Here is a 19275-nt window from a genome sequence, read left to right on the forward strand (position 1 = left end):
CAAGGCCCGGTCACAGCACGGGTCACCGTCACTGTCACAGTTCCAGTCCCACCACGCCTCCCACGACCGGGAGATCGAGAGCCTTGACGAGTTCGACCGCGTCGTCTCGCAGCCCGGCTCCCTCGCCCATCACCGCGTCCAGGCCGTCGATCTGACGGGCCGTACGGACGCCCTGCTCGCCGCCGATCCGGCGGGCGCCGTCTTCCTCGGGTGCCCGATGGCCCCGGAGGCGGCCGCCCGGGTGCGCGCCGCCGGCGCCCTGGTCTTCCCGCCCATACCGGGCCTCCCCTTCGACCCCTACCGGGGGCGCGTCTACTCGCCCGACGAGTTGTACGCCCGCCTCGACGAGGGCTACGAGGCGACACCGGACGCCCTCGCGTACGACTGGTTCCAGCAGACCAAGGCCGACGGGGACGTGTTCGCCTCCATGCTGCGCGCCGTCCACGACGACGCCGTCTCGGACGCGCTGGACGAACTCGTCGCCGGCAGCCGGGTGGTGGGCGTCATGGGCGGTCACGCCATGGCACGCGGCACGCGGGAGTACGCGGGCGCCGCACGCCTGGGCCGCGAACTGGCCCGCGCCGGGCTCACGGTGGCCACGGGCGGCGGTCCGGGCGCGATGGAGGCGGCGAACCTCGGCGCGTACGCCGCCCCGTTCGACGACGGGATGCTCGACGATGCCCTGATGCTGCTCGCCAAAGTCCCGTCGTTCACGCAGTCGATCGCCGACTGGGCCCGGTCCGCGTTCGAGGTCCGCGCACGCTGGCCCCGGGGCGGTGCCTCGATCGGCATCCCGACCTGGTTCTACGGCCACGAGCCGCCCAACGCCTTCGCCGCGCACATCGCCAAGTACTTCGCCAACGCCACGCGCGAGGACGGCCTGCTGGCCCGCTCCACCGCGGGCGTGGTGTTCCTGCCGGGCGCGGCCGGCACCCTGCAGGAGATCTTCGACAACGCGACGCCGAACTACTACGAGTCGCGCGGCGAGCCCACGCCGATGGTGCTCGTGGACCGGGAGCACTGGACCCGGACGCTGCCGGCGTGGCCGCTGCTGCAGTCGCTCGCGAAGGGGCGGACGATGGAGTCCCGAATCGCGCTGGTCGACCGAATCGACGAGGCTCCCGAGGCGCTGAAACGTGTCGGCGGTTAATAAGACGGCAAAGTCAACCGCCGCGACAGGCATATGCGTTGACACTTCTTACGCCCCGCTTATAGACCAGTGAGGCTCATGGGTGTGCTGATGCCGCGTCATCGAGCGTCGGCACCCTCTCCACCCCCCGCATCCGCGCTCCCGTAAAGGACAAACGTGGCAGCCCTGTCCATAATCAGCCGTACGGCATCCCGCCGTGGCGTCCGCGCCCTCGGCGTCGTCGCCGCCTCCGCGGCCCTGGCGCTCAGCGCCTCCGGCAACGCCCTCGCCTGCAACATCGGCGAGTTCTCCGCCGAAGCCAAGTGCGCCGGCGACAACGGTGTCATCACCGTCACCGACGTGGACCCCGCCGGTATCCCGGCCACCGTCACCGTCTACCTCAAGGACGGCGACAAGCAGGTCGGCCAGCAGACGGTCAAGGGCTCCAAGGAGGGCACCACCGTCACCTTCGACGTGGACTGGCAGCCGAACACGGAGTACCGCGTCCACGTCAAGGCCGACCGGTACGTCGACGAGGACATCCAGCCGAACGTCACGACCTCGTCGACGCCCTGCAAGACCGAGGACACCCAGTCCCCGACCCCGACCCCGTCGGAGAGCTCCTCGACCCCGTCCGACGAGACGGAGTCCCCGGCGCCCGAGCCGTCCACGTCGGCCCCCGCGCCGTCGCAGCCGGAGAGCAGCGCGCCGGCGGCCGTGCCGAGCGACAACGCCCCGTCCCCGGCGGCCGGTGAGTCCAACCTCGCCGAGACCGGTGCCAACTCCAACACCGGCACGATCGCCGGTATCGCGGCGGCCCTGGTCGTCGTCGGTGGCGGCGCCGTCTTCTTCGGCCTGCGCCGTCGCGGAGCGAACAGCAACCGCTGACGCCCGCACACCGGTTCACGCACAGCGGTGGCCCGTCCCGGTCCGGGGCGGGCCACCGTCGTGTCAGCCGAACGTCGCCTTCTCCAGCCAGAGTTCGAGCGGCTTGCGGTCACCGAGGACCTCGAGTCCCGGAGCGTCCAGCGGCAGCCGGCCGTAGAAGGCGAGCAGTACGTCCGTGAGCGGGCCGCGGAGCGCCACGGTGGCCTTCTCGTGGCCGCGGTGCCAGGTGATGCCCTCGTCGGACAGTTCGACGAGCCACTCGGCGTTCAACTCGGCCGCGGTGTCCGTGGCGTGCAGATGGATGCTGCTGCCCGGGGCGCGCAGTTCGTTCGCCGCCGCGTCGGGAAGGACCCGCTGCACGAACCGCACGATGTCCAGCCACTCGTCGACCGCGTCGGCCGCCACGTCCGGCGCGACCGGCTGGAGGGGCAGGCCCGCCGCCAGTGCCGCGTCCGCCCCGTGGACGACGAGCTCGTGGGTCATCCGCCGCGCCCAGAAGCCCGCCGTGTCGATGCCGGCCCACGACCACGCACGCGCCTGCGGCCCGGCCTCCCGCAGCGCGCCGACGACCACCTCGCCGGACTCCGCGAGCCACGCGTCCAGCGCCGCCGCGTCCCCGGTCGCCGCCGGGCCCTGGGCGCCCGGCGCCCGGTCCACCGGGACGTCCTCCTCCGCGCGGGTGCCGACGATCAGCCCGGCCCAGCGCAGGGCCCGGCCCACGTGCCGCACCAGGTGCTCCAGGGTCCAGTCCGGGCAGGTCGGTACGGTGGCGGCCAGGTCCGCACCGGACGTGACCACGGTCCTGAGCCCGCCCACCTGGCGAATGATTTCGTCGCAGTACCGTTCGTGCGCGAGGAGTGTCATGCGGTCACCCTACGAGCGCGACGATCACCCGAGCACCACGATTTCGGCCGCGTCGAACTCCACCCCGACCGCGTCCCCGACCTCCGGCGCCTCCCGCAGCGCGCACGCCGCCTCCAGGCGGGGCGCGTCCTCCGGCTGGAGGCGGACGGCGACGTGCGTGCCGCGGAAGGTGCGGGCCGTGACCGTGCAGCGCAGGCCCTCGTCGGCGGGGACGATGCGAACCCCGGCCGGCCGCACGAGCACCGTCCGCGTGCCCTGCGGGGCGTCCTCGGGGACCGGCACCTTGCCCCACGGGGTGTCCGCGGCCTGACCGGCGACGGACGCCTCGGCCACGTTGTCGAAGCCGAGGAAGCGGGCGACGAAGGCGTCCACCGGCCGCTGCCACACCTCAAGGGGCGTCCCCGACTGGGCGATCCGCCCGTCCCGCATCACCACGACCCGGTCGGCGAGTGCGAAGGCCTCGCCCTGGTCGTGCGTCACGGCGAGCACCGTGGTGCCCAACCGGCCGAACAGCTCCCGCAGTTCGACCACGAGGCGTTCCCGCAGCGAGCGGTCGAGCTGGCCGAGCGGCTCGTCCAGCATCAGCAGCCGGGGCCGGGGCGCGAGGGCGCGGGCCAGCGCCACTCGCTGCTGCTCACCGCCGGAAAGTGCGGCGACGGACCTGCGGGCGGCGCCGGGCAGCCCGACCAGCTCCAGCAACTCCCCCACCCGGGCCTGCTGCTCGGCCCGGGACGCGCCGCGCATCCGCGGCCCGAAGGCGATGTTTCCGGCCACGTCCCGCTGCGGGAACAGCTGGTGGTCCTGGAACATCAGCCCGACCTCGCGCTTGTGCGCGGGCGCTCCGGTCTGGTCCCGTCCGTCCAGCGTCACCCGTCCGGCGTCGAGCGGCTGGAGTCCGGCGACCGCCCGCAGGAGCGTCGACTTGCCGCTGCCGCTGGGCCCGAGCACGCACACCACCTCGTGCTCGGCGACCGCCAGGTCGACGTCGTCCAGCACGGTCCGCCCGCCGAAGCGGACCGTGGCGCCTTCGAGGTTCAGCAGGCTCGATGGCATGGACGGCATGGACGGCATGGGCGGCATGTCAGAACTCCCCGCTCCGGTCGGTCCGCAGCCGCTCCAGCACCACCAGGGCCACCGCGCACACCAGCATCAGAATCGTCGAAAGGGCCATCGCCTGGCCGTAGTTCATGTCCCCGGGCCGGCCAAGGAGCCGCGCCACGGCGACCGGCAGCGTCGGGTTGTCGGGCCGTGCGATGAAGACGGTCGCGCCGAACTCCCCCAACGACACCGCGAAGGCGAACCCGGCCGCGACCAGCAGCGCCCGCCGCACCATGGGCAGGTCCACCTCGCGCCACACCCGCCACGGCGACGCGCCCAGCACCGCCGCTGCCTCCCGCAACCGCCCGTCCACCGCCCGCAGCACCGGCAGCATGGTCCGTACGACGAAGGGGACGCCCACCAGCGCCTGCGCGAGCGGCACCAGGATCCAGGAGGACCTGAGGTCCAGCGGGGGTTCGTCGAGCGCGATCAGGAACCCGAACCCGACCGTCACGGCCGACACCCCGAGCGGCAGCATCAGGAGTGCGTCGAACCCGCGCACGAAGCGGCCCGCGCCGCGCCGGGTGAGCGCGGTCGCGGCCAGCGCGCCGATCACCACGGCGATGGCGGTCGCGGCGACGGCGTACTGGAGGGAGTTGCCGATCGCCTCGATCGGCGGGACGAGGAAGGCGCCGCCGTCCTCGCGGGTCAGCGCCCGGTAGTAGCCGAAGCCGGACGCGCCCAGCGACCGCTGGACCAGCACCGCGAGCGGCAGCACCAGCAGGACGACGACCACGCCCAGGACCCCGGCGAGCAGCGTCCACTGCCCGGCTCCGCGCGGCCGGCGCGCGGTCGTGGCCGCGTCCACCAGCCGCAGAGCCGTCTCGCGCCGCCGTACCGTCCAGGCGTGCACGGCGAGGACGGCGGCTACGGCCGCGAACTGGATCAGCGTCAGCACGGCGGCCGTGGACAGGTCGAAGACCTGGGAGGTCTGGCGGTAGATCTCCACCTCCAGGGTGGAGAAGGCGGGGCCGCCGAGGATCTGGACGACGCCGAAGGAGGTGAAGGTGAACAGGAAGACCATCAGCGCGGCGGCGGCCACGGCGGGCGCCAGCGCGGGCAGCGTGACCTGCCGCCAGGCCCGCAGCCGCGAGGCGCCGAGCATCCGGGCGGCCTCCTCCTGCCGCGGGTCGAGCTGCGACCAGAGGCCACCGACGGTGCGGACGACGACGGCGTAGTTGAAGAAGACGTGCGCGAGCAGGATCGCCCACACCGTGGTGTCCAGGCGCAGGCCCCACAGCTCGTCCAGCAGCCCGCCGCGCCCGACCAGGGCCAGGAACGCCGTGCCGACGACGACCGTCGGCAGCACGAACGGCACGGTCACCACGGCCCGCAGCACCTGTTTGCCGGGGAAGTCGAAGCGGGCGAAGACGTACGCGCCGGGCAGGGCGATCAGCAGTGTGAGCGCGGTGGACGCCAGCGCCTGCCAGGTGGTGAACCACAGGACGTGCCGCACGTCGGACTGCGCGAGCACGTCCCCGATCCGCCCGAGCTGCCAGGCCCCGTCGACCTTCAGGCCGCGCGCGACGATGGCGGCGACGGGGTAGGCGAAGAACACCGCGAAGAACGCGACGGGCACGGCCATGAGGCCGAGCCGCGCCGCGCTCCCGCGCGCGGTCCCCGTCGGCTTCACCGCCGACTTCACCGCCGTCTTCACCGCCTGCTTCCCTTCGTGTCTCACTTCAGTACGAGCGAGGTCCACGACTTGACCCACTGGTCACGGTTGTCGGCGATCTTCGCCGGGTCGAGGGTCTGCGGGTCCTTGGCCTGGGGCCCGAACTTCGAGAACGCCTCGGGGATCTGCGCGCCCTCCCGCACCGGGTAGACGAACATGTTCAGCGGCATGTCGTCCTGGAAGGGCTTGCTCAGCAGGAAGTCGAGGAGTGCCTTGCCGCCCTCGGGGTTCTTCGCGTTGCTGAGCAGGCCCGCGTACTCGACCTGCCGGAAGCAGGTGCCGTCGGCGACACCCGTGGGGGCGGTGTCCGGCTGCGGGTCGGCGTAGATGACCTCGGCGGGCGGGGAGGAGGCGTAGGAGACGACGAGCGGGCGGTCGCCCTTGGCCTTCTTGCCGCCGGACGAGCCGGAGAACTCCTCGTTGTACGCCTGCTCCCAGCTGTCGACGACCTTGACGCCGTTCGCCTCGAGCTTCTTCCAGTAGCCCTCCCAGCCCTCGTCGCCGTACTTGGCGGCGGTGCCGAGCAGGAAGCCGAGCCCGGGCGAGGAGCTGCCTGCGTTCTCGGTGACGAGCAGGTCCTTGTACTCGGGCTTGACCAGGTCGTCGAAGGACTTCGGCGGAGCCAGCTCGTGCTTGTCGAAGTACGCCTTGTCGTAGTTGACGCAGATGTCGCCGGTGTCGACGGGCGTGACCCGGTGCTTGTCCTGGTCGGTCCGGTACTCGGGCAGGACGAGGTCGGAGCCCTTCGCCTCGTACGGCTGGAACAGGCCGTTGTCGAGGGCGCGGGACAGCAGGGTGTTGTCGACGCCGAAGAAGACGTCGCCCTGCGGGTTGTCCTTGGTGAGGACGGCCTTGTTGACGGCCTGCCCGGCGTCGCCGTCCTCAAGCACCTTGACCTTGTAGCCTGACTTCTTCTCGAAGGCGGCGATGACGTCCTTCGACGCGGCCCACGAGTCGTGGCTGACCAGGGTCACGGTCTTGGAGTCGCCGGAGCCGCTGCCGCCGGCCTCGTCGGACGACGATCCGCAGGCGGCCAGCGTGCCGACCATGCCGAGCCCGACGGCCAGGACACTGACCTTCTTGGTGATGCTCACTGAATTCCTCCTGGGTGACCAGGAGAAGACGCGGCCCCGCCCGGGACCCCTGGCGAGGGTCCCGGGCAGGGCGCAACAGCTCGAGTGATGACCGATCTCCCTACCCAGAATGACCTGGGCCAGGTTCGGAGGGTCTGCGGCCGGTGCCGCACTCTCAGCGCTGTGGCGCTCCCCTGTCGGAATATGAAGATGTGACTGCGCTTACGTACTTCCGCCGGTCAGGTTACCGCTCGCTCGCGGCGAGCTGACCACACGCCCCGTCGATCTCCTGTCCACGGGTGTCCCGGATCGTCACCGGCACACCGTGCGCCGCGATCGCCTCCACGAACGCCTTCTCGTCCTCGGGCCTGGACGCGGTCCACTTGGAGCCGGGCGTGGGGTTGAGCGGGATCAGGTTGACGTGCACGGGCCTGCCCTTGAGCAGCCGCCCGAGACGGTCGCCGCGCCAGGCCTGGTCGTTGATGTCGCGGATCAGGGCGTACTCGATGGACAGCCGGCGACCGGACTTCGCCGCGTACTCGAATCCGGCGTCCAGCACCTCGCGCACCTTCCACCGCGTGTTGACGGGGACGAGGGTGTCGCGCAGCTCGTCGTCGGGGGCGTGCAGCGAGATGGCGAGGCGGCACTTGAAGCCCTCGCCGGTGAAGCGGTGGATCGCCGGGACGAGGCCGACCGTGGAGACGGTGATGCCGCGCTGGGAGAGCCCCAGGCCGTCCGGCTCGGGGTCGGTGAGGCGGCGGATGGAGCCGACGACGCGGTTGTAGTTGGCGAGGGGCTCACCCATGCCCATGAACACGATGTTGCTGAGCCGCGCGGGGCCTCCCGGGACCTCGCCGTCCCTGAGCGCCCGCATGCCGTCCACGATCTGGTGCACGATCTCGGCGGTCGACAGGTTGCGGTCCAGGCCGGCCTGGCCGGTGGCGCAGAACGGGCAGTTCATGCCGCAGCCGGCCTGGGAGCTGATGCACATGGTCACCCGGTCCGGGTAGCGCATGAGGACGGACTCGACGAGCGTCCCGTCGAACAGCTTCCACAGCGTCTTGCGCGTGGTCCCCTGGTCGGTCGACAGGTGCCGCACGACCGTCATCAGCTCGGGCAGCAGCGCCTCCTGGAGCCCCTGGCGCGAACCGGCGGGGATGTCGGTCCACTGCTCCGGGTCGTGCGCGTACCGCGCGAAGTAGTGCTGCGAGAGCTGCTTCGCACGGAACGGCTTCTCACCGATCGCGGCGACAGCCTCCTTGCGCTCGGCAGGCGTGAGATCGGCAAGGTGCCGCGGCGGCCGCTTCGCTCCGCGGGGTGCGGCAAAGGTGAGCTCACCGGGGGCTGGACGGGCCACGGTCGGACAACTCCTCATGACGGCGGGCCTGTGGCAACCCCCCGCTTCTGCGGGGACAACGGCAGAGCCATGCCGAAGCCAGGAGACCTCACTGGAATACCCCCGCATCGGCGGGGACACACGGAAGGGCCCGCAGCAGACGCCGCAGGCCCTTCCATGCTACCGGACGACTGTCAACCCGACCCGACGAAGATCACCAGCAGCAGCCACACCACCGGTGCCGTCGGCAGCAGGGAGTCGAGGCGGTCCATGATGCCGCCGTGGCCCGGCAGGAGGGTGCCCATGTCCTTGATGCCGAGGTCCCGCTTGATCATGGACTCGCCGAGGTCGCCCAGGGTGGCGCTGACGGCGACCGCGAGGCCGAGCAGCAGGCCCTGCCACCAGGTGCCGTCGTCGATCAGGAAGTGCGTGCACAGCGCGCCCGCCGCCATCGCGAACGCCACCGCTCCCAGCAGGCCCTCGCGGGTCTTGCCGGGGCTGATGCGCGGGGCGAGCTTCTTCTTGCCGAAGCGCCAGCCGACGGCGTAGGCGCCGGTGTCGCTGACGACCGTCAGTATCAGGAAGACCAGGACGCGCCAGGCCCCGTCGTCCGCCATCAGCATCATGGCGACGAACGTGGCCAGGAACGGCACGTAGAACGCGGCGAACAGGCCCGCGGTGACGTCCTTGAGGTAGCCCTCGGGCGGCTCCGTCATCCGCCAGACGAGGACCGCGAGCGCCGTGAGCGCCATGGCGATCCACGCCCCCTCGGCACCGCGCGCATAGCCGGCGACCACCATCGCCGCGCCGCCGATGGCGAGCGGCACGAGGGGCGCCTTGATGCCCTTGCGCTCCTCCAGCCGCTTGGTCAGCTCCCACAGGCCCACCACGACGGCGACCACGATCACGCCGACGAAGACGGCCTTGACGACGAACAGCGACGCGATGATCACCACGCCGAGGCCGACGCCGACCCCTATCGCGGCCCCCAGGTCGCGCCCCGCGCTCTTCTTCTGCGGCGGCTGGGGCTGCGCCGGCTGCGGGGCGTCGGGCATGGGCTCCGGATTCTGCGGCACCGCCGCATACGGCTGCGCCGACGGGTTCTGGTCGCGATACGGCTCGTCGCGACCGAGCTGGTCGTGGAACGGCTCGTCCCGGAACAAGGGACCGCTCAGCCGAGCGGTCCCCTGGTCGTCGTCCTGGCCTCCGCCGTGTTCGGGTACGTCGGGCACGATGGGCATGGGGCGAGTCTGCTGCGCGTAGTGCGCATCGTACGCGGGACCCGCCGGGGCGGCGCCCTGGACGGGTCCCTGGTCGGACGGCCCCCAGTACCCGGCTTGTGGCGGCGCTCCCCAGGAAGAGTCGTTCATCAGACCTCGAGCAGCTCCGCTTCCTTGTGCTTCAGGAGCTCGTCCACCTGCGTGACGTACTTGGCGGTGGTGTCGTCGAGCTCCTTCTCCGCACGGCGGCCCTCGTCCTCGCCGACCTCGCCGTCCTTGACCATCTTGTCGATGGCGTCCTTGGCCTTGCGGCGCACGGAGCGGATGGAGACCTTGGCGTCCTCGCCCTTGCTCTTGGCGACCTTGATGTAGTCGCGGCGGCGCTCCTCGGTCAGCTCGGGGAACACCACCCGGATGATGTTGCCGTCGTTGCTCGGGTTGACGCCCAGGTCGGAGTCGCGGATCGCCTGTTCGATGTTGCGCAGGGCGCTCTTGTCGAAGGGGGTCACCACGGCCATGCGCGGCTCGGGCACGGAGAACGAGGCCAGCTGGTTGATCGGCGTCAGCGCGCCGTAGTAGTCGGCCACGATCTTGTTGAACATCGCCGGGTGCGCACGGCCGGTGCGGATCGCGGCGAAGTCCTCCTTGGCGACCACGACGGCCTTCTCCATCTTCTCCTCGGCCTCGAGGAGGGTCTCTTCGATCACCACTTGCTCCTGCGTGTCTTGAGTAGGCCCGGCTGCGGTTCCCCTACGGGGCGGCGGCCGGCTGCGTCGCGTTCTTCCTGCACGGTTCCCGACCGGCGGGACATTGTCCATCCCCCGGCCCGGTCCCGTCCCGTCCGTCCCCCGGACAGGTGGCGTCCGCGGACGGGGGGTGTTCTCCGGTCAGTCCCGGCTGCCCTGGTCACCCACAAGCGTGCCGATCTTCTCACCCTTGACGGCGCGGGCGATATTGCCCTCCTTCAGCAGCTCGAAGACCACGATCGGGAGGCTGTTGTCGCGGCAGAGCGTGACGGCCGTGGCGTCGGCGACCTTCAGATCGCGGGTGATGACCTCGCCGTAGCCGAGCGCGTCGAACTTCACGGCGTCCGGGTTGGTCTTGGGGTCGGAGTCGTAGACCCCGTCCACGCCGTTCTTGCCCATGAGCAGGGCCTCGGCGTCGATCTCGAGGGCGCGCTGGGCGGCGGTGGTGTCGGTGGAGAAGTACGGCATGCCCATACCGGCGCCGAAGATGACCACGCGGCCCTTCTCCAGGTGGCGCACGGCGCGCAGCGGGATGTAGGGCTCGGCGACCTGGCCCATGGTGATGGCGGTCTGCACGCGGCAGTCGACGCCCTCCTTCTCCAGGAAGTCCTGGAGGGCCAGGCAGTTCATCACGGTGCCGAGCATGCCCATGTAGTCGGAGCGGGCGCGGTCCATGCCGCGCATCTGCAGCTCGGCGCCGCGGAAGAAGTTGCCGCCACCGATGACGATCGCGATCTGCGCGCCGTCCCGGACGACGGCCGCGATCTCGCGGGCGATGGCGTGCACCACGTCGGGGTCGACGCCCAGGCCCCCACCGCCGGAGAAGGCCTCTCCGGACAGCTTCAGCATGAAGCGGCCGCGTACTTTGCCGTCGTCGCTCTTCTCGGCCTTGGTGGTCATGGAGATCTCGCCTCTTTTACGTGGGTCACACACACGAAGAAGGCCACTGCCGGTGGGGGCGTGTTTCGCATCCCATACGCGGCAATGGCCTCCTCGTCAGATCTGCTGTCGTCCGCCGCCACGCGCGCGTACGCAACGACATACGCGAACGGCGCCGACGACTGCCGTCGACCCTACCGGGGTCGTACGTCCGTCGCGGTACGGACTCAGATGCCGACCTTGATGCGCGAGAAGCGCTTCAGGCTGACACCGGCCTCTTCCAGCACCTTCTGGACGGACTTCTTGTTGTCCAGGGCGTAGGGCTGGCCGAGCAGGGTGGCGTCCTTGAAGAAGCCGTTGAGGCGACCCTCGACGATCTTCGGCAGGGCGGCCTCGGGCTTGCCCTCGGCGCGGGTGGTCTCCTCGGCGACGCGGCGCTCGGTCTCGACGACCTCGGCCGGGACGTCCTCCTTGGAGAGGTACTTCGGCGCGAAGGCGGCGATGTGCTGGGCGACGCCCTTGGCGATCTCGGCGTTGGGCTTGTCCAGCTCGACGAGGACACCGATCTGCGGGGGCAGGTCGGGCATCGTGCGGTGCATGTACGCGGTCACGTAGCCGCCCGAGAACTGCGCGAAGCGGTCCAGGACGATCTTCTCGCCGAGGTTGGCGTTGGCCTCGTCCACGTACGCCTGGACGGTCTTGCCGGGCTCGATCTCGGAGGCCAGCAGGGCCTCGAGGTCGGCCGGGGCGGCCTTGGCGACGTGCTCGGCGATGGCCGTGGCGACGTTCTGGAACTTCTCGCCCTTGGCGACGAAGTCCGTCTCGCACTTCAGCTCGACGAGGACACCCGAGGTGTTGTCGTCGGCGATGATCGAGACGACGGCGCCGTTCTCGGCAGAGCGGCCCTCGCGCTTGGCGACGCCCTTCTGGCCCTTGATGCGGAGCGCCTCGACGGCCTTCTCGACGTTGCCCTCGGCCTCGTCCAGCGCCTTCTTGCAGTCCATCATGCCGGCGCCGGTGAGCTCGCGGAGCTTCTTGACGTCGGCGGCGGTGTAGTTCGCCATGATTCCGGAATCTCTCTCGAAGTCTGAAGATCTACGGGCCGGACGGCGGGGGCTGTGTGGCCCCCGCCGTCCGGAACCCGAAGGTGGTGAGGGGTCAGGCCTGCTCGGCGTCCGCGGCCGGAGCCTCGGCGGCGGGCGCCTCGGCGGCAGGGGCCTCGGCAGCGGGGGCCTCGGCGGGGGCGGCCTCGGCAGCCGGAGCCTCGGCGGGCTTCTCGGCGGCCTCGGCGTCGTCCTTCTTCTCGGCCTTCTCGCCCTCGAGCAGGTCGCGCTCCCACTCGGCGAGCGGCTCGCCGGCGGCCTTCTCGCCCTTGGCACCACCGGCGGCACCGGAGCGGGCGATGAGGCCCTCGGCGACGGCGTCGGCGATCACGCGGGTGAGCAGGGTGACGGAGCGGATCGCGTCGTCGTTGCCCGGGATCTTGTAGTCGACCTCGTCGGGGTCGCAGTTGGTGTCGAGGATGGCGACGACCGGGATGTTGAGCTTCCGGGCCTCGCCGACCGCGATGTGCTCCTTCTTGGTGTCCACGATCCAGACGGCGCTGGGCACCTTGGACATCTCGCGGATACCGCCGAGGGTCTTCTCCAGCTTGGCCTTCTCGCGGGAGAGGACCAGCAGCTCCTTCTTGGTGAGGCCGGAGGCGGCCACGTCCTCGAAGTCGATCTGCTCGAGCTCCTTGAGGCGCTGCAGGCGCTTGTAGACGGTCGAGAAGTTGGTGAGCATGCCGCCCAGCCAGCGCTGGTTGACGTAGGGCATGCCGACGCGGGTGGCCTGCTCGGCGATGGCCTCCTGCGCCTGCTTCTTCGTGCCGACGAACATGACCGTGCCGCCGTGGGCGACGGTCTCCTTGACGAACTCGTAGGCGCGGTCGATGTACGACAGCGACTGGAGCAGGTCGATGATGTAGATGCCGTTGCGCTCCGTGAAGATGAAGCGCTTCATCTTCGGGTTCCAACGGCGGGTCTGGTGACCGAAGTGGACGCCGCTTTCCAGCAGCTCCCGCATCGTGACGACGGCCATGGCCGTATCTCCTTGATTTTCTCGGTTGTGCCGCGCGAGCCGGACGGCTCCCGCGCCTGACGCCCGGATGCGCCTGCCACTAGGGACCGAGGGGCGCTGACACGGACCTTTGCGGGCCTCGTGTCGGGGCGTGCGAAGTCGACCCGGTGACCCGGATCGCCACCAGAAGTGTACGGGACCCGCGGGGTACCGGGTGACGCGGCTGTCCACAACCGGAGCGCGGTCCACAGGGCCGGGCGGCGATCGGCCCTGGCGCGGGACGGTGCTCGCATGCGAACGAGGCGATGGGTGAGTGCGTGTGCCTGGCTGGTGCTGCCGCCGGCTGTCCTGACCGTCCTGGCCGCGAGGCAGCCGGGCCCGGCGCCTGCGGCGGCCGTGGCGACGGCTGCGGCGACGGGCCGGGGGGTGCCGGCGGCCGCGGCACCGGACGCCGCGCGGAGGATACCGGACCCGGTGGTACCGGCCCTGGCCCGCCACTGGCCGGTCGATGTCCGGCCCGCGGTCCTGCGGGGCTGGGAGCCCCCGGCGACCCCGTACGGACCGGGCCACCGCGGCGTGGACCTCGCCGCGGCGGGCGGGACGCCGGTACGGGCGGTGGCCGCGGGGCGGGTGTCGTTCGCGGGTCCGGTCGCGGGCCGGGGCGTGGTCTCGCTGGAGCTGGCGGGGACGGGTGATCCGCCCCTCCGGACGACATACGCGCCCGTCGAGGCGTCGGTGAAGGAGGGCGACGAGGTCGCGGCCGGCGAGGTGCTCGGCGCGGTGCAGCCGGCGGGCTCGCACTGCACGGCCTGCCTGCACTGGGGCCTGCTGCGGGGCGAGGTCTATCTGAACCCGCTGTCCCTGCTCCCGCCGTGGCTGCTGGACGCGGGTCCGTCGAGGCTGCTGCCGGTCCTGGGGGTGCCGTTGCCCGGCCGCGCGGGGATCAGCCCCGTACGCCCCGCAACGCCATGGAGACCGCCGCCTCCGTGATCGCCGTCGGCTCTTCCGCCGCGCCCAGCTCGATCCGCCGTACGGCCGCGTCCACGACGCCCTGGAGGAGCATCGCCGCCAGCCGCGGCTGGTCGTGCCCCATCTCGCCCAGCGCTTCGACGATCATCGCGACCAGCCCACCGTGGGCGGCCCGGATCTTCTCCCGGGCGCCGGCGTCCAGCTCGCTCGCGGAGATGGCCACGACGGCCCGGTGCCGCCGGTCCCCGACCAGGTCGAGCTGCTTGCGCACATACGCCTCGACCTTGGCCCCGGGAGCCGTCTCGCGCTCCATCGCCGCCTCGACCTCCGCGGCCCAGACGGGGAAGTCGACGGCGCACAGCTCCTCGACCACGGCCGCCCGCGACCGGAAGTACTCGTAGACGGACGACCGGGCAAGACCCGTACGTTCGGCGAGGGCGGGGAAGGTCAGCGCCTCCGTCCCGCCGTCGGACAGCAGGGAGCGTGCCGCGTCCAGCAGGGCGGCACGCTGCATCGACCGGTGCTCGGCCACAGAGGCCGCTCGAATCCTTGGCACGTCACCACTTTACGGACGCGGCACCCCGGACGGGAGTCACTCACCGGCCGGACGACCGCCGACCGGGTCACCAGCGGAGTCGAACTCGTGCCGTAAGCCCAGGTCAGCGACCGAAACCGGCCAGTTTGGCGCGGAGTTGCAACACCGACTTGGTGTGAATCTGGCTGACCCTGCTCTCGGTCACGCCCAGCACGTTCCCGATCTCGGCGAGCGTGAGGCCCTCGTAGTAGTACAGCGTGACGACGGTCTTCTCCCGCTCCGGCAGCGTGTTGATCGCCCGGGCCAGGAGCCGTCGCAGCTCCCGGTCCTCGGCGACCTCCACCGGGTTGTCGGCGGCGGTGTCCTCCAGCGTGTCCATCAGACTCAGCCGGTCGCCGCCCTCGCTGCCCGCGTGCAGCAGCTCCTCCAGCGCCACCACGTTGGCCAGCGACAGCTGGCTGAAAACCGCGTGGAGGTCCTCCACGGCGATCCCCATCTCCACGGCGACCTCGCTCTCCGACGGGGTGCGGCGCAGCCGTGCCTCCAGCGTCGCGTACGCACGCTCCACGTTGCGCGCCTTCTGCCGCACCGACCGCGGGATCCAGTCCAGCGCGCGCAGTTCGTCGATCATCGCGCCGCGGATCCGGGTGATCGCGTAGGTCTCGAACTTGATCTCGCGGTCGACGTCGAACTTCTCGATGGCGTCGATCAGTCCGAACACTCCGGAGGAGACGAAGTCGGCCTGCTCGACATTGGGCGGCAGTCCCACGCTGACCCGGCCCGCCACGTACTTCACGAGGGGCGAGTAGTGCAGGATCAGCTGTTCCCGCAGCCGCTCGTCGCCGGTCGCCTTGTACGACCGCCACAGCTCGTCGAGCGTCGAGGGGGCGGACGGTCGCACGCTGCCACCGTCGCGGGCGGCTGGGGGGATCGCCGCCCGGTCGGACCCGGAGGTGTGCTGGGGCATTCGTCGCCTAGTGCCGTTCTGCCGTGATGTCGTGTGCTTGAGGCCGCCGGTCTGCTTTCTGGTTGTCGCCTGCTGTCGGCCGTCTGCGTGGGGGTCATCGTGAGCGTAGCGTGACTGAGCCGTCGCGGTGTGCGAAGGAGTGGGTGGGGACCCTACGCAGATACGTTCCGCTGAACGCTCTACAGGGGGGACGATGATCGCTCTGGGTGATCACTCGAATACCCCAACTGCCAGAATCCCCACGGGCGTCGGGCTTCCCCCGGACGGCCGAACACGGTGCGTCAGCACGGGCTCCGACCACCGCGAATCGAGATCATCGCCTGGCGTGTCAACTTCCAGCCGTCGCCGTGTCGTTCGACGTAACCAAGCGCTCGAAGCTCGTACAGTCTCGCGGTCGCGTCGTCCTCGGTGGTCTGGGCGCGGCGTGCCACCTCCGCCGCCGTCGCCGTTCCCCGCCCGGGGAGTCCGGCCAGCACCTGGCGGGTCCGTGGCTCCAGCAGATCGGTGGGGAGGACGGGCCCGCGCCGCTCCGGAGGCAGCTCTCCCATGTCGCCGACCAGTTCGACCACCTCGGCGGCGTCGCCGACGAGCACCGCGTCGCCGCGCAGCAGCTCGTGCACCCCTGCGGAGAGCGCGCTGGTCGCCGGTCCGGGCACGCCCATCACGTGCCGGCCCAGCCGCCGGGCCGCTCGGGCGGTGACCAGCGAACCGCTGCGGTAGGCGGCCTCGACCACCACGGTGCCCCGGGTGAGGGCGGCGATGACCCGGTTGCGCAGGACGAATCTGCTCGGCGTCGGATGATCGCCCGGTGGCAGCTCTCCGACGACCAGACCCTGCTCGGCGATCCTGGTGATCAGCGCGGTGTGTCCGGGAGGGTAGGGGCGGTCGACGCCGCAGGCGAGGACCGCCGCGGTGGCGCCGCCGGCACCGAGGGCACCCCGGTGTGCGGCGCCGTCGACGCCGTAGGCGCCGCCGGACACCACGACCCAGCCGCGCTCGGCCAGGCCGGCGGCGAGGGTGGCGGCCATGTGGGCGCCGTACTCGGTGCAGGCGCGGGCGCCGACGACGGCGACCGACCTCAGCGCCCACATGCGCAGACTGGGCCCGCCCCGCACCCACAGCCCGAGCGGCCGGGCATCACCGAGGTCGTCGAGCTGCCCCGGCCACTCGGCGGTCCCGGGGGCCACGAACCGCGCCCCCGCGGACCGGGCGACGGCCAGGTCACCACGCGGGTCGGCCTTGCCCGCCCGGGCGCACAGACCGGCCCACCGCTTCTCGCTCACCCCCGGCAGGGCGCGTCCGCCCTCGCGCAGGCGCCGCGCCACTTCCAGGACGCCGCGCTCCCGCACCCACCGTCCGCCGGTCTCGTCGCCGGGTTCGAGGACCCGGGTGAGGAAGACCCGCCCGAGCAGCTCGCCGTCCGCCGGTCCGTCACTCCGAGCCGCGCTGCCGTCCGGGACCGGGACACGTGGTCCACCGGCGACACGGACCCCGGCAGCGACGCCGCGTACGCGTACGCCCACGCCACCGTCTCCCGCCGGACCGCCCTTCCCGACCTCGCCGTCCTCCCCGACCGCGCCGTCCGCGAGCTCGGGCTTGGCCATGGCGGCGTCACCCGATGCGCCAGCACCCAGTGCGTCAGCGTGCCGTGCCTCATTTCCCTGTACCGCGTCCCCTTCGGCCGGATCACCGCCAGGGGCCACGGCGTCGTCGTCGAAAAGGGCGCCGTCCTCCGTCGGCACGCTGTCCCCGCTCATGCCGGTGCTCCCAGGGCCATCGGAACGCCCCGCGGCACCCCGGTGCGCAGTTGCAGTGCCAGGGCGACGTCCCTCGCTTCGGGGCGGTCGTGGCCTACCAGGTCCGCGACGGTCCAGGCGACGCGCAGGACCCGGTCGAGTCCGCGGGCGGTGAGCACGCCGCGTTCCAGACTGCGTTCCGCCTCCTCCAGCGCACCGGGCGCGGCGCGCCAGCGGCTGCGCAGCTCCCGGCCGGGCACCTCGCTGTTCGACCGCCAGGGGGTGCCCGCGAGGCGCGCGGCCGCCCGGTCCCGGGCCGCGCGCACCCGGTCGGCGACGGCCGCGGTGGAGTCGCCCCGGGGACCGTCCCCCGCCAGCTGGCTGCGCGTGACCCGGTCCACCTCGACCCGCAGGTCGACCCGGTCGAGCAGCGGGCCGGACAGCCTGGCCTGGTAGCGGCGGATCGCCGAGGGCGGGCACTCGCACAGCTCGTCGGTCTGCGAGAACCGCCCGCACGGGCAGGGATTGGCGGCAAGCACCATCAGGAACCGCGCCGGGAAGCGCACCACGCCCGCGCTGCGCGCGATGACGACGTGCCCGGCCTCCAGCGGCTGGCGCAGGGCGTCGAGCGCGTGACTGCTGAACTCCGGGGTTTCGTCCAAAAACAAAACGCCTCGGTGCGCCAACGACACCGCTCCCGGCCGCGCGACGCCCGGGCCGCCGCCGACGAGGGCCTGCATCGTGGCGGAGTGGTGGGGAGCGCAGTAAGGGGCCACGTCGATCAGGGGCTTGCCCGGCGGCAGCAGTCCCGCCACCGAGTGCACGGCGGTCACCTCGAGGGACTCCGACCGGCAGAGCCGGGGCAGGATGGCGGGCAGCCGTTCGGCGAGCATGGTCTTGCCGGCGCCGGGCGGGCCCTCCAGGAACAGGTGGTGGCGGCCGGCCGCGGCGACCTCCACCGCCGTGCGCGCCGACTCCTGTCCGACGACGTCGGCGAGGTCGTGGCCGTGGTCGTGCTGTGCCGCTCCCACGCCGTGCATTCCGGTGGCCGCGCCGGTTCCGGGCATCCGCAGACCGGCCAGGAGCGGGTCGGGGCGGCCCTGGAGGTCCTGTTCCTCCTCCGGCACGGGTTCGTCGGCGAGGACGGCGATCAGCTGGCGCAGGCTGTGCACGCCGAGCACCGACACCCCCGGTACCAGGGACGCCTCGGCGGCGGCGCACTCCGGTACGACCACCTGTTCGTACCCGGCCTCGGCCGCGGCCAGCACCGCCGGCAGGATGCCGCGCACCGGCCGCACCCGGCCGTCGAGGCCGAGCTCTCCGATCATCACGATGTCGGCGAGCACCCGTGGGTCGATCCGTTCCGCGGCGCCCAGGACGCTCGCGGCGACGGCAAGGTCGAAGCCGCTGCCGCTCTTGGGCACCGAGGCCGGGCTGAGTCCCACCGTCAGCTTCTTCTGGGGCCACTCCGCGCCCGAGTTCACCACGGCCGCCCGCACCCGGTCCCGGCTCTCCGTGAGGCTCTTGTCCGGGAGCCCCACCAGCGTGAACGCCGCCACGCCCGGTTCCAGGTCGGCCTGGACCTCGACCACCACGCCCTCGACGCCGACGAGCGCCACCGAGCACGTCCGCGCGAAACCCATCACGCCACCCCCCGGGCGTGCTCGACGACGGGGGCGCCGCGCTGCGGGAGGAGCACGCCGACGAGGTCGATGCGCACGCCGCCGGGCGGAGCTCCTCCGTGGGTCTGGATCCAGCGCTCGGCGAGCCTCCGCAGCCGCTCCGCCTTGTCCGGGGTCACGGCGGCCATCGGGTGCTCGAAGGAGCCGCCCCTGCGCGTCTTGACCTCGCAGACGACCAGGACGTCTCCGTCCCGGGCCACGATGTCGATCTCGCCGGTCCTGCCGCAGCGCCAGTTGCGCTCCAGGACGGTCATTCCGGCCCCGGTCAGCCGGCGGGCGGCGAGTGTCTCGCCGTACTTGCCCATCGCACCTCGTGCGTTCATGTCGGCACCACCTCCGGCGCCAACGATGAATGCGGTCGAGCAAACTATTGGATCTTGGTGGACGGTCGGACGACTGTGGACAACCCTGCCACCC

18 protein-coding genes and 1 riboswitch are annotated in these 19275 nt (G+C 71.8%); of the genes, 3 read left to right on the forward strand and 15 right to left on the reverse strand.

The features are described from left to right. Nucleotides 1-31 precede the first annotated feature (31 nt). Both ABS735_RS28595 and ABS735_RS28600 read left to right on the forward strand, forming a co-directional pair. The gene (locus tag ABS735_RS28595; RefSeq protein WP_373904510.1) at nt 32-1150 is read left to right on the forward strand and encodes an LOG family protein; all 1119 of its coding nucleotides are present in this window, start codon (nt 32-34) and stop codon (nt 1148-1150) included. A 156-nt stretch (nt 1151-1306) separates the two neighbouring features. Continuing rightward, nucleotides 1307-2017, forward strand: coding sequence for an LAETG motif-containing sortase-dependent surface protein (locus tag ABS735_RS28600; protein WP_373904364.1), 711 nt, complete (start codon nt 1307-1309; stop codon nt 2015-2017). 63 nt (nt 2018-2080) lie between these two features. Here ABS735_RS28600 and ABS735_RS28605 read toward each other — a convergent pair whose 3' ends face one another. The 10 genes from ABS735_RS28605 to rpsB form a co-directional block, all read right to left on the reverse strand. Beyond that, nucleotides 2081-2881, reverse strand: a complete 801-nt coding sequence (locus ABS735_RS28605; RefSeq protein ID WP_373904365.1) for a maleylpyruvate isomerase family mycothiol-dependent enzyme — start codon at nt 2879-2881, stop codon at nt 2081-2083. A 24-nt stretch (nt 2882-2905) separates the two neighbouring features. Continuing rightward, a complete protein-coding gene (locus ABS735_RS28610) occupies nt 2906-3934 on the reverse strand; it encodes an ABC transporter ATP-binding protein (RefSeq protein WP_373904366.1) in 1029 nt (342 codons plus the stop codon). Between the two features lie 28 nt (nt 3935-3962). Beyond that, nucleotides 3963-5681 (reverse strand): ABC transporter permease, encoded by a 1719-nt coding sequence (locus ABS735_RS28615; RefSeq protein ID WP_373904367.1) that lies wholly within the window; start codon nt 5679-5681, stop codon nt 3963-3965. Further along, nucleotides 5657-6748: a thiamine ABC transporter substrate-binding protein gene (locus ABS735_RS28620; RefSeq protein WP_373904368.1), complete on the reverse strand. Its 1092-nt coding sequence runs from the start codon at nt 6746-6748 to the stop codon at nt 5657-5659. Before ABS735_RS28620 ends, ABS735_RS28615 begins: the two co-directional genes overlap by 25 nt. Before the next feature lie 79 nt (nt 6749-6827). After that, nucleotides 6828-6933: riboswitch (TPP riboswitch) on the reverse strand. A gap of 38 nt (nt 6934-6971) precedes the next feature. Continuing rightward, nucleotides 6972-8084: a dual-specificity RNA methyltransferase RlmN gene (gene rlmN / locus ABS735_RS28625; protein ID WP_373904369.1), complete on the reverse strand. Its 1113-nt coding sequence runs from the start codon at nt 8082-8084 to the stop codon at nt 6972-6974. 173 nt (nt 8085-8257) lie between these two features. Beyond that, nucleotides 8258-9433, reverse strand: a complete 1176-nt coding sequence (locus ABS735_RS28630; protein WP_373904370.1) for a phosphatidate cytidylyltransferase — start codon at nt 9431-9433, stop codon at nt 8258-8260. Next, complete coding sequence (gene frr, locus ABS735_RS28635; protein WP_373904371.1) at nt 9433-9990, reverse strand: ribosome recycling factor; 558 nt, start codon at nt 9988-9990, stop codon at nt 9433-9435. The genes ABS735_RS28630 and frr overlap by 1 nt, the downstream gene beginning before the upstream one ends. 180 nt (nt 9991-10170) lie before the next feature. After that, nucleotides 10171-10929: a UMP kinase gene (gene pyrH, locus ABS735_RS28640; protein WP_373904372.1), complete on the reverse strand. Its 759-nt coding sequence runs from the start codon at nt 10927-10929 to the stop codon at nt 10171-10173. Between the two features lie 206 nt (nt 10930-11135). Next, nucleotides 11136-11972 carry a translation elongation factor Ts gene (gene tsf / locus ABS735_RS28645; protein WP_373904373.1) on the reverse strand — a complete coding sequence of 279 codons (837 nt, stop codon included), beginning with the start codon at nt 11970-11972 and terminating at the stop codon, nt 11136-11138. 94 nt (nt 11973-12066) lie between these two features. Further along, nucleotides 12067-12990 (reverse strand): 30S ribosomal protein S2, encoded by a 924-nt coding sequence (gene rpsB / locus ABS735_RS28650; RefSeq protein ID WP_373904374.1) that lies wholly within the window; start codon nt 12988-12990, stop codon nt 12067-12069. 270 nt (nt 12991-13260) lie between these two features. On the opposite strand from rpsB, the gene ABS735_RS28655 reads away from it, so the two are divergent. Further along, nucleotides 13261-13959, forward strand: coding sequence for a murein hydrolase activator EnvC family protein (locus tag ABS735_RS28655; RefSeq protein WP_373904375.1), 699 nt, complete (start codon nt 13261-13263; stop codon nt 13957-13959). Here ABS735_RS28655 and ABS735_RS28660 read toward each other — a convergent pair. From ABS735_RS28660 to ABS735_RS28680, 5 genes are all read right to left on the reverse strand, one after another. Continuing rightward, complete coding sequence (locus tag ABS735_RS28660) at nt 13913-14470, reverse strand: TetR/AcrR family transcriptional regulator (protein ID WP_373904511.1); 558 nt, start codon at nt 14468-14470, stop codon at nt 13913-13915. The genes ABS735_RS28655 and ABS735_RS28660 overlap by 47 nt on opposite strands. 127 nt (nt 14471-14597) lie before the next feature. After that, a complete protein-coding gene (whiG, locus tag ABS735_RS28665; protein ID WP_052838372.1) occupies nt 14598-15440 on the reverse strand; it encodes an RNA polymerase sigma factor WhiG in 843 nt (280 codons plus the stop codon). Between the two features lie 281 nt (nt 15441-15721). Then, entirely contained in the window at nt 15722-17044 is a 1323-nt protein-coding gene (gene dprA, locus ABS735_RS28670) for a DNA-processing protein DprA (RefSeq protein WP_373904512.1), read from the reverse strand. A gap of 149 nt (nt 17045-17193) precedes the next feature. Continuing rightward, nucleotides 17194-18819, reverse strand: coding sequence for a YifB family Mg chelatase-like AAA ATPase (locus tag ABS735_RS28675; protein ID WP_373904376.1), 1626 nt, complete (start codon nt 18817-18819; stop codon nt 17194-17196). After that, on the reverse strand, nt 18819-19181 hold the full coding sequence (locus ABS735_RS28680; RefSeq protein WP_373904377.1) for a YraN family protein: 363 nt from the start codon (nt 19179-19181) through the stop codon (nt 18819-18821). Before ABS735_RS28680 ends, ABS735_RS28675 begins: the two co-directional genes overlap by 1 nt. Between the last annotated feature and the right edge of the window lie 94 nt (nt 19182-19275).

It is taken from the genome of Streptomyces sp. MMCC 100 (assembly GCF_041538145.2).
GTDB lineage: Bacteria > Actinomycetota > Actinomycetes > Streptomycetales > Streptomycetaceae > Streptomyces.

Coding starts and splice junctions, on each gene's coding strand:
- whiG (WP_052838372.1), bottom strand. CDS start 15,440: ATGCCCCAGCACACCTCCGGGTCCGACCGGGCGGCGATCCCCCCAGCC.
- dprA (WP_373904512.1), bottom strand. CDS start 17,044: ATGGCCAAGCCCGAGCTCGCGGACGGCGCGGTCGGGGAGGACGGCGAG.
- ABS735_RS28675 (WP_373904376.1), bottom strand. CDS start 18,819: ATGGGTTTCGCGCGGACGTGCTCGGTGGCGCTCGTCGGCGTCGAGGGC.
- pyrH (WP_373904372.1), bottom strand. CDS start 10,929: ATGACCACCAAGGCCGAGAAGAGCGACGACGGCAAAGTACGCGGCCGC.
- ABS735_RS28680 (WP_373904377.1), bottom strand. CDS start 19,181: ATGAACGCACGAGGTGCGATGGGCAAGTACGGCGAGACACTCGCCGCC.
- ABS735_RS28630 (WP_373904370.1), bottom strand. CDS start 9,433: ATGAACGACTCTTCCTGGGGAGCGCCGCCACAAGCCGGGTACTGGGGG.
- ABS735_RS28610 (WP_373904366.1), bottom strand. CDS start 3,934: ATGCCATCGAGCCTGCTGAACCTCGAAGGCGCCACGGTCCGCTTCGGC.
- ABS735_RS28655 (WP_373904375.1), top strand. CDS start 13,261: ATGCGAACGAGGCGATGGGTGAGTGCGTGTGCCTGGCTGGTGCTGCCG.
- tsf (WP_373904373.1), bottom strand. CDS start 11,972: ATGGCGAACTACACCGCCGCCGACGTCAAGAAGCTCCGCGAGCTCACC.
- rpsB (WP_373904374.1), bottom strand. CDS start 12,990: ATGGCCGTCGTCACGATGCGGGAGCTGCTGGAAAGCGGCGTCCACTTC.
- ABS735_RS28605 (WP_373904365.1), bottom strand. CDS start 2,881: ATGACACTCCTCGCGCACGAACGGTACTGCGACGAAATCATTCGCCAG.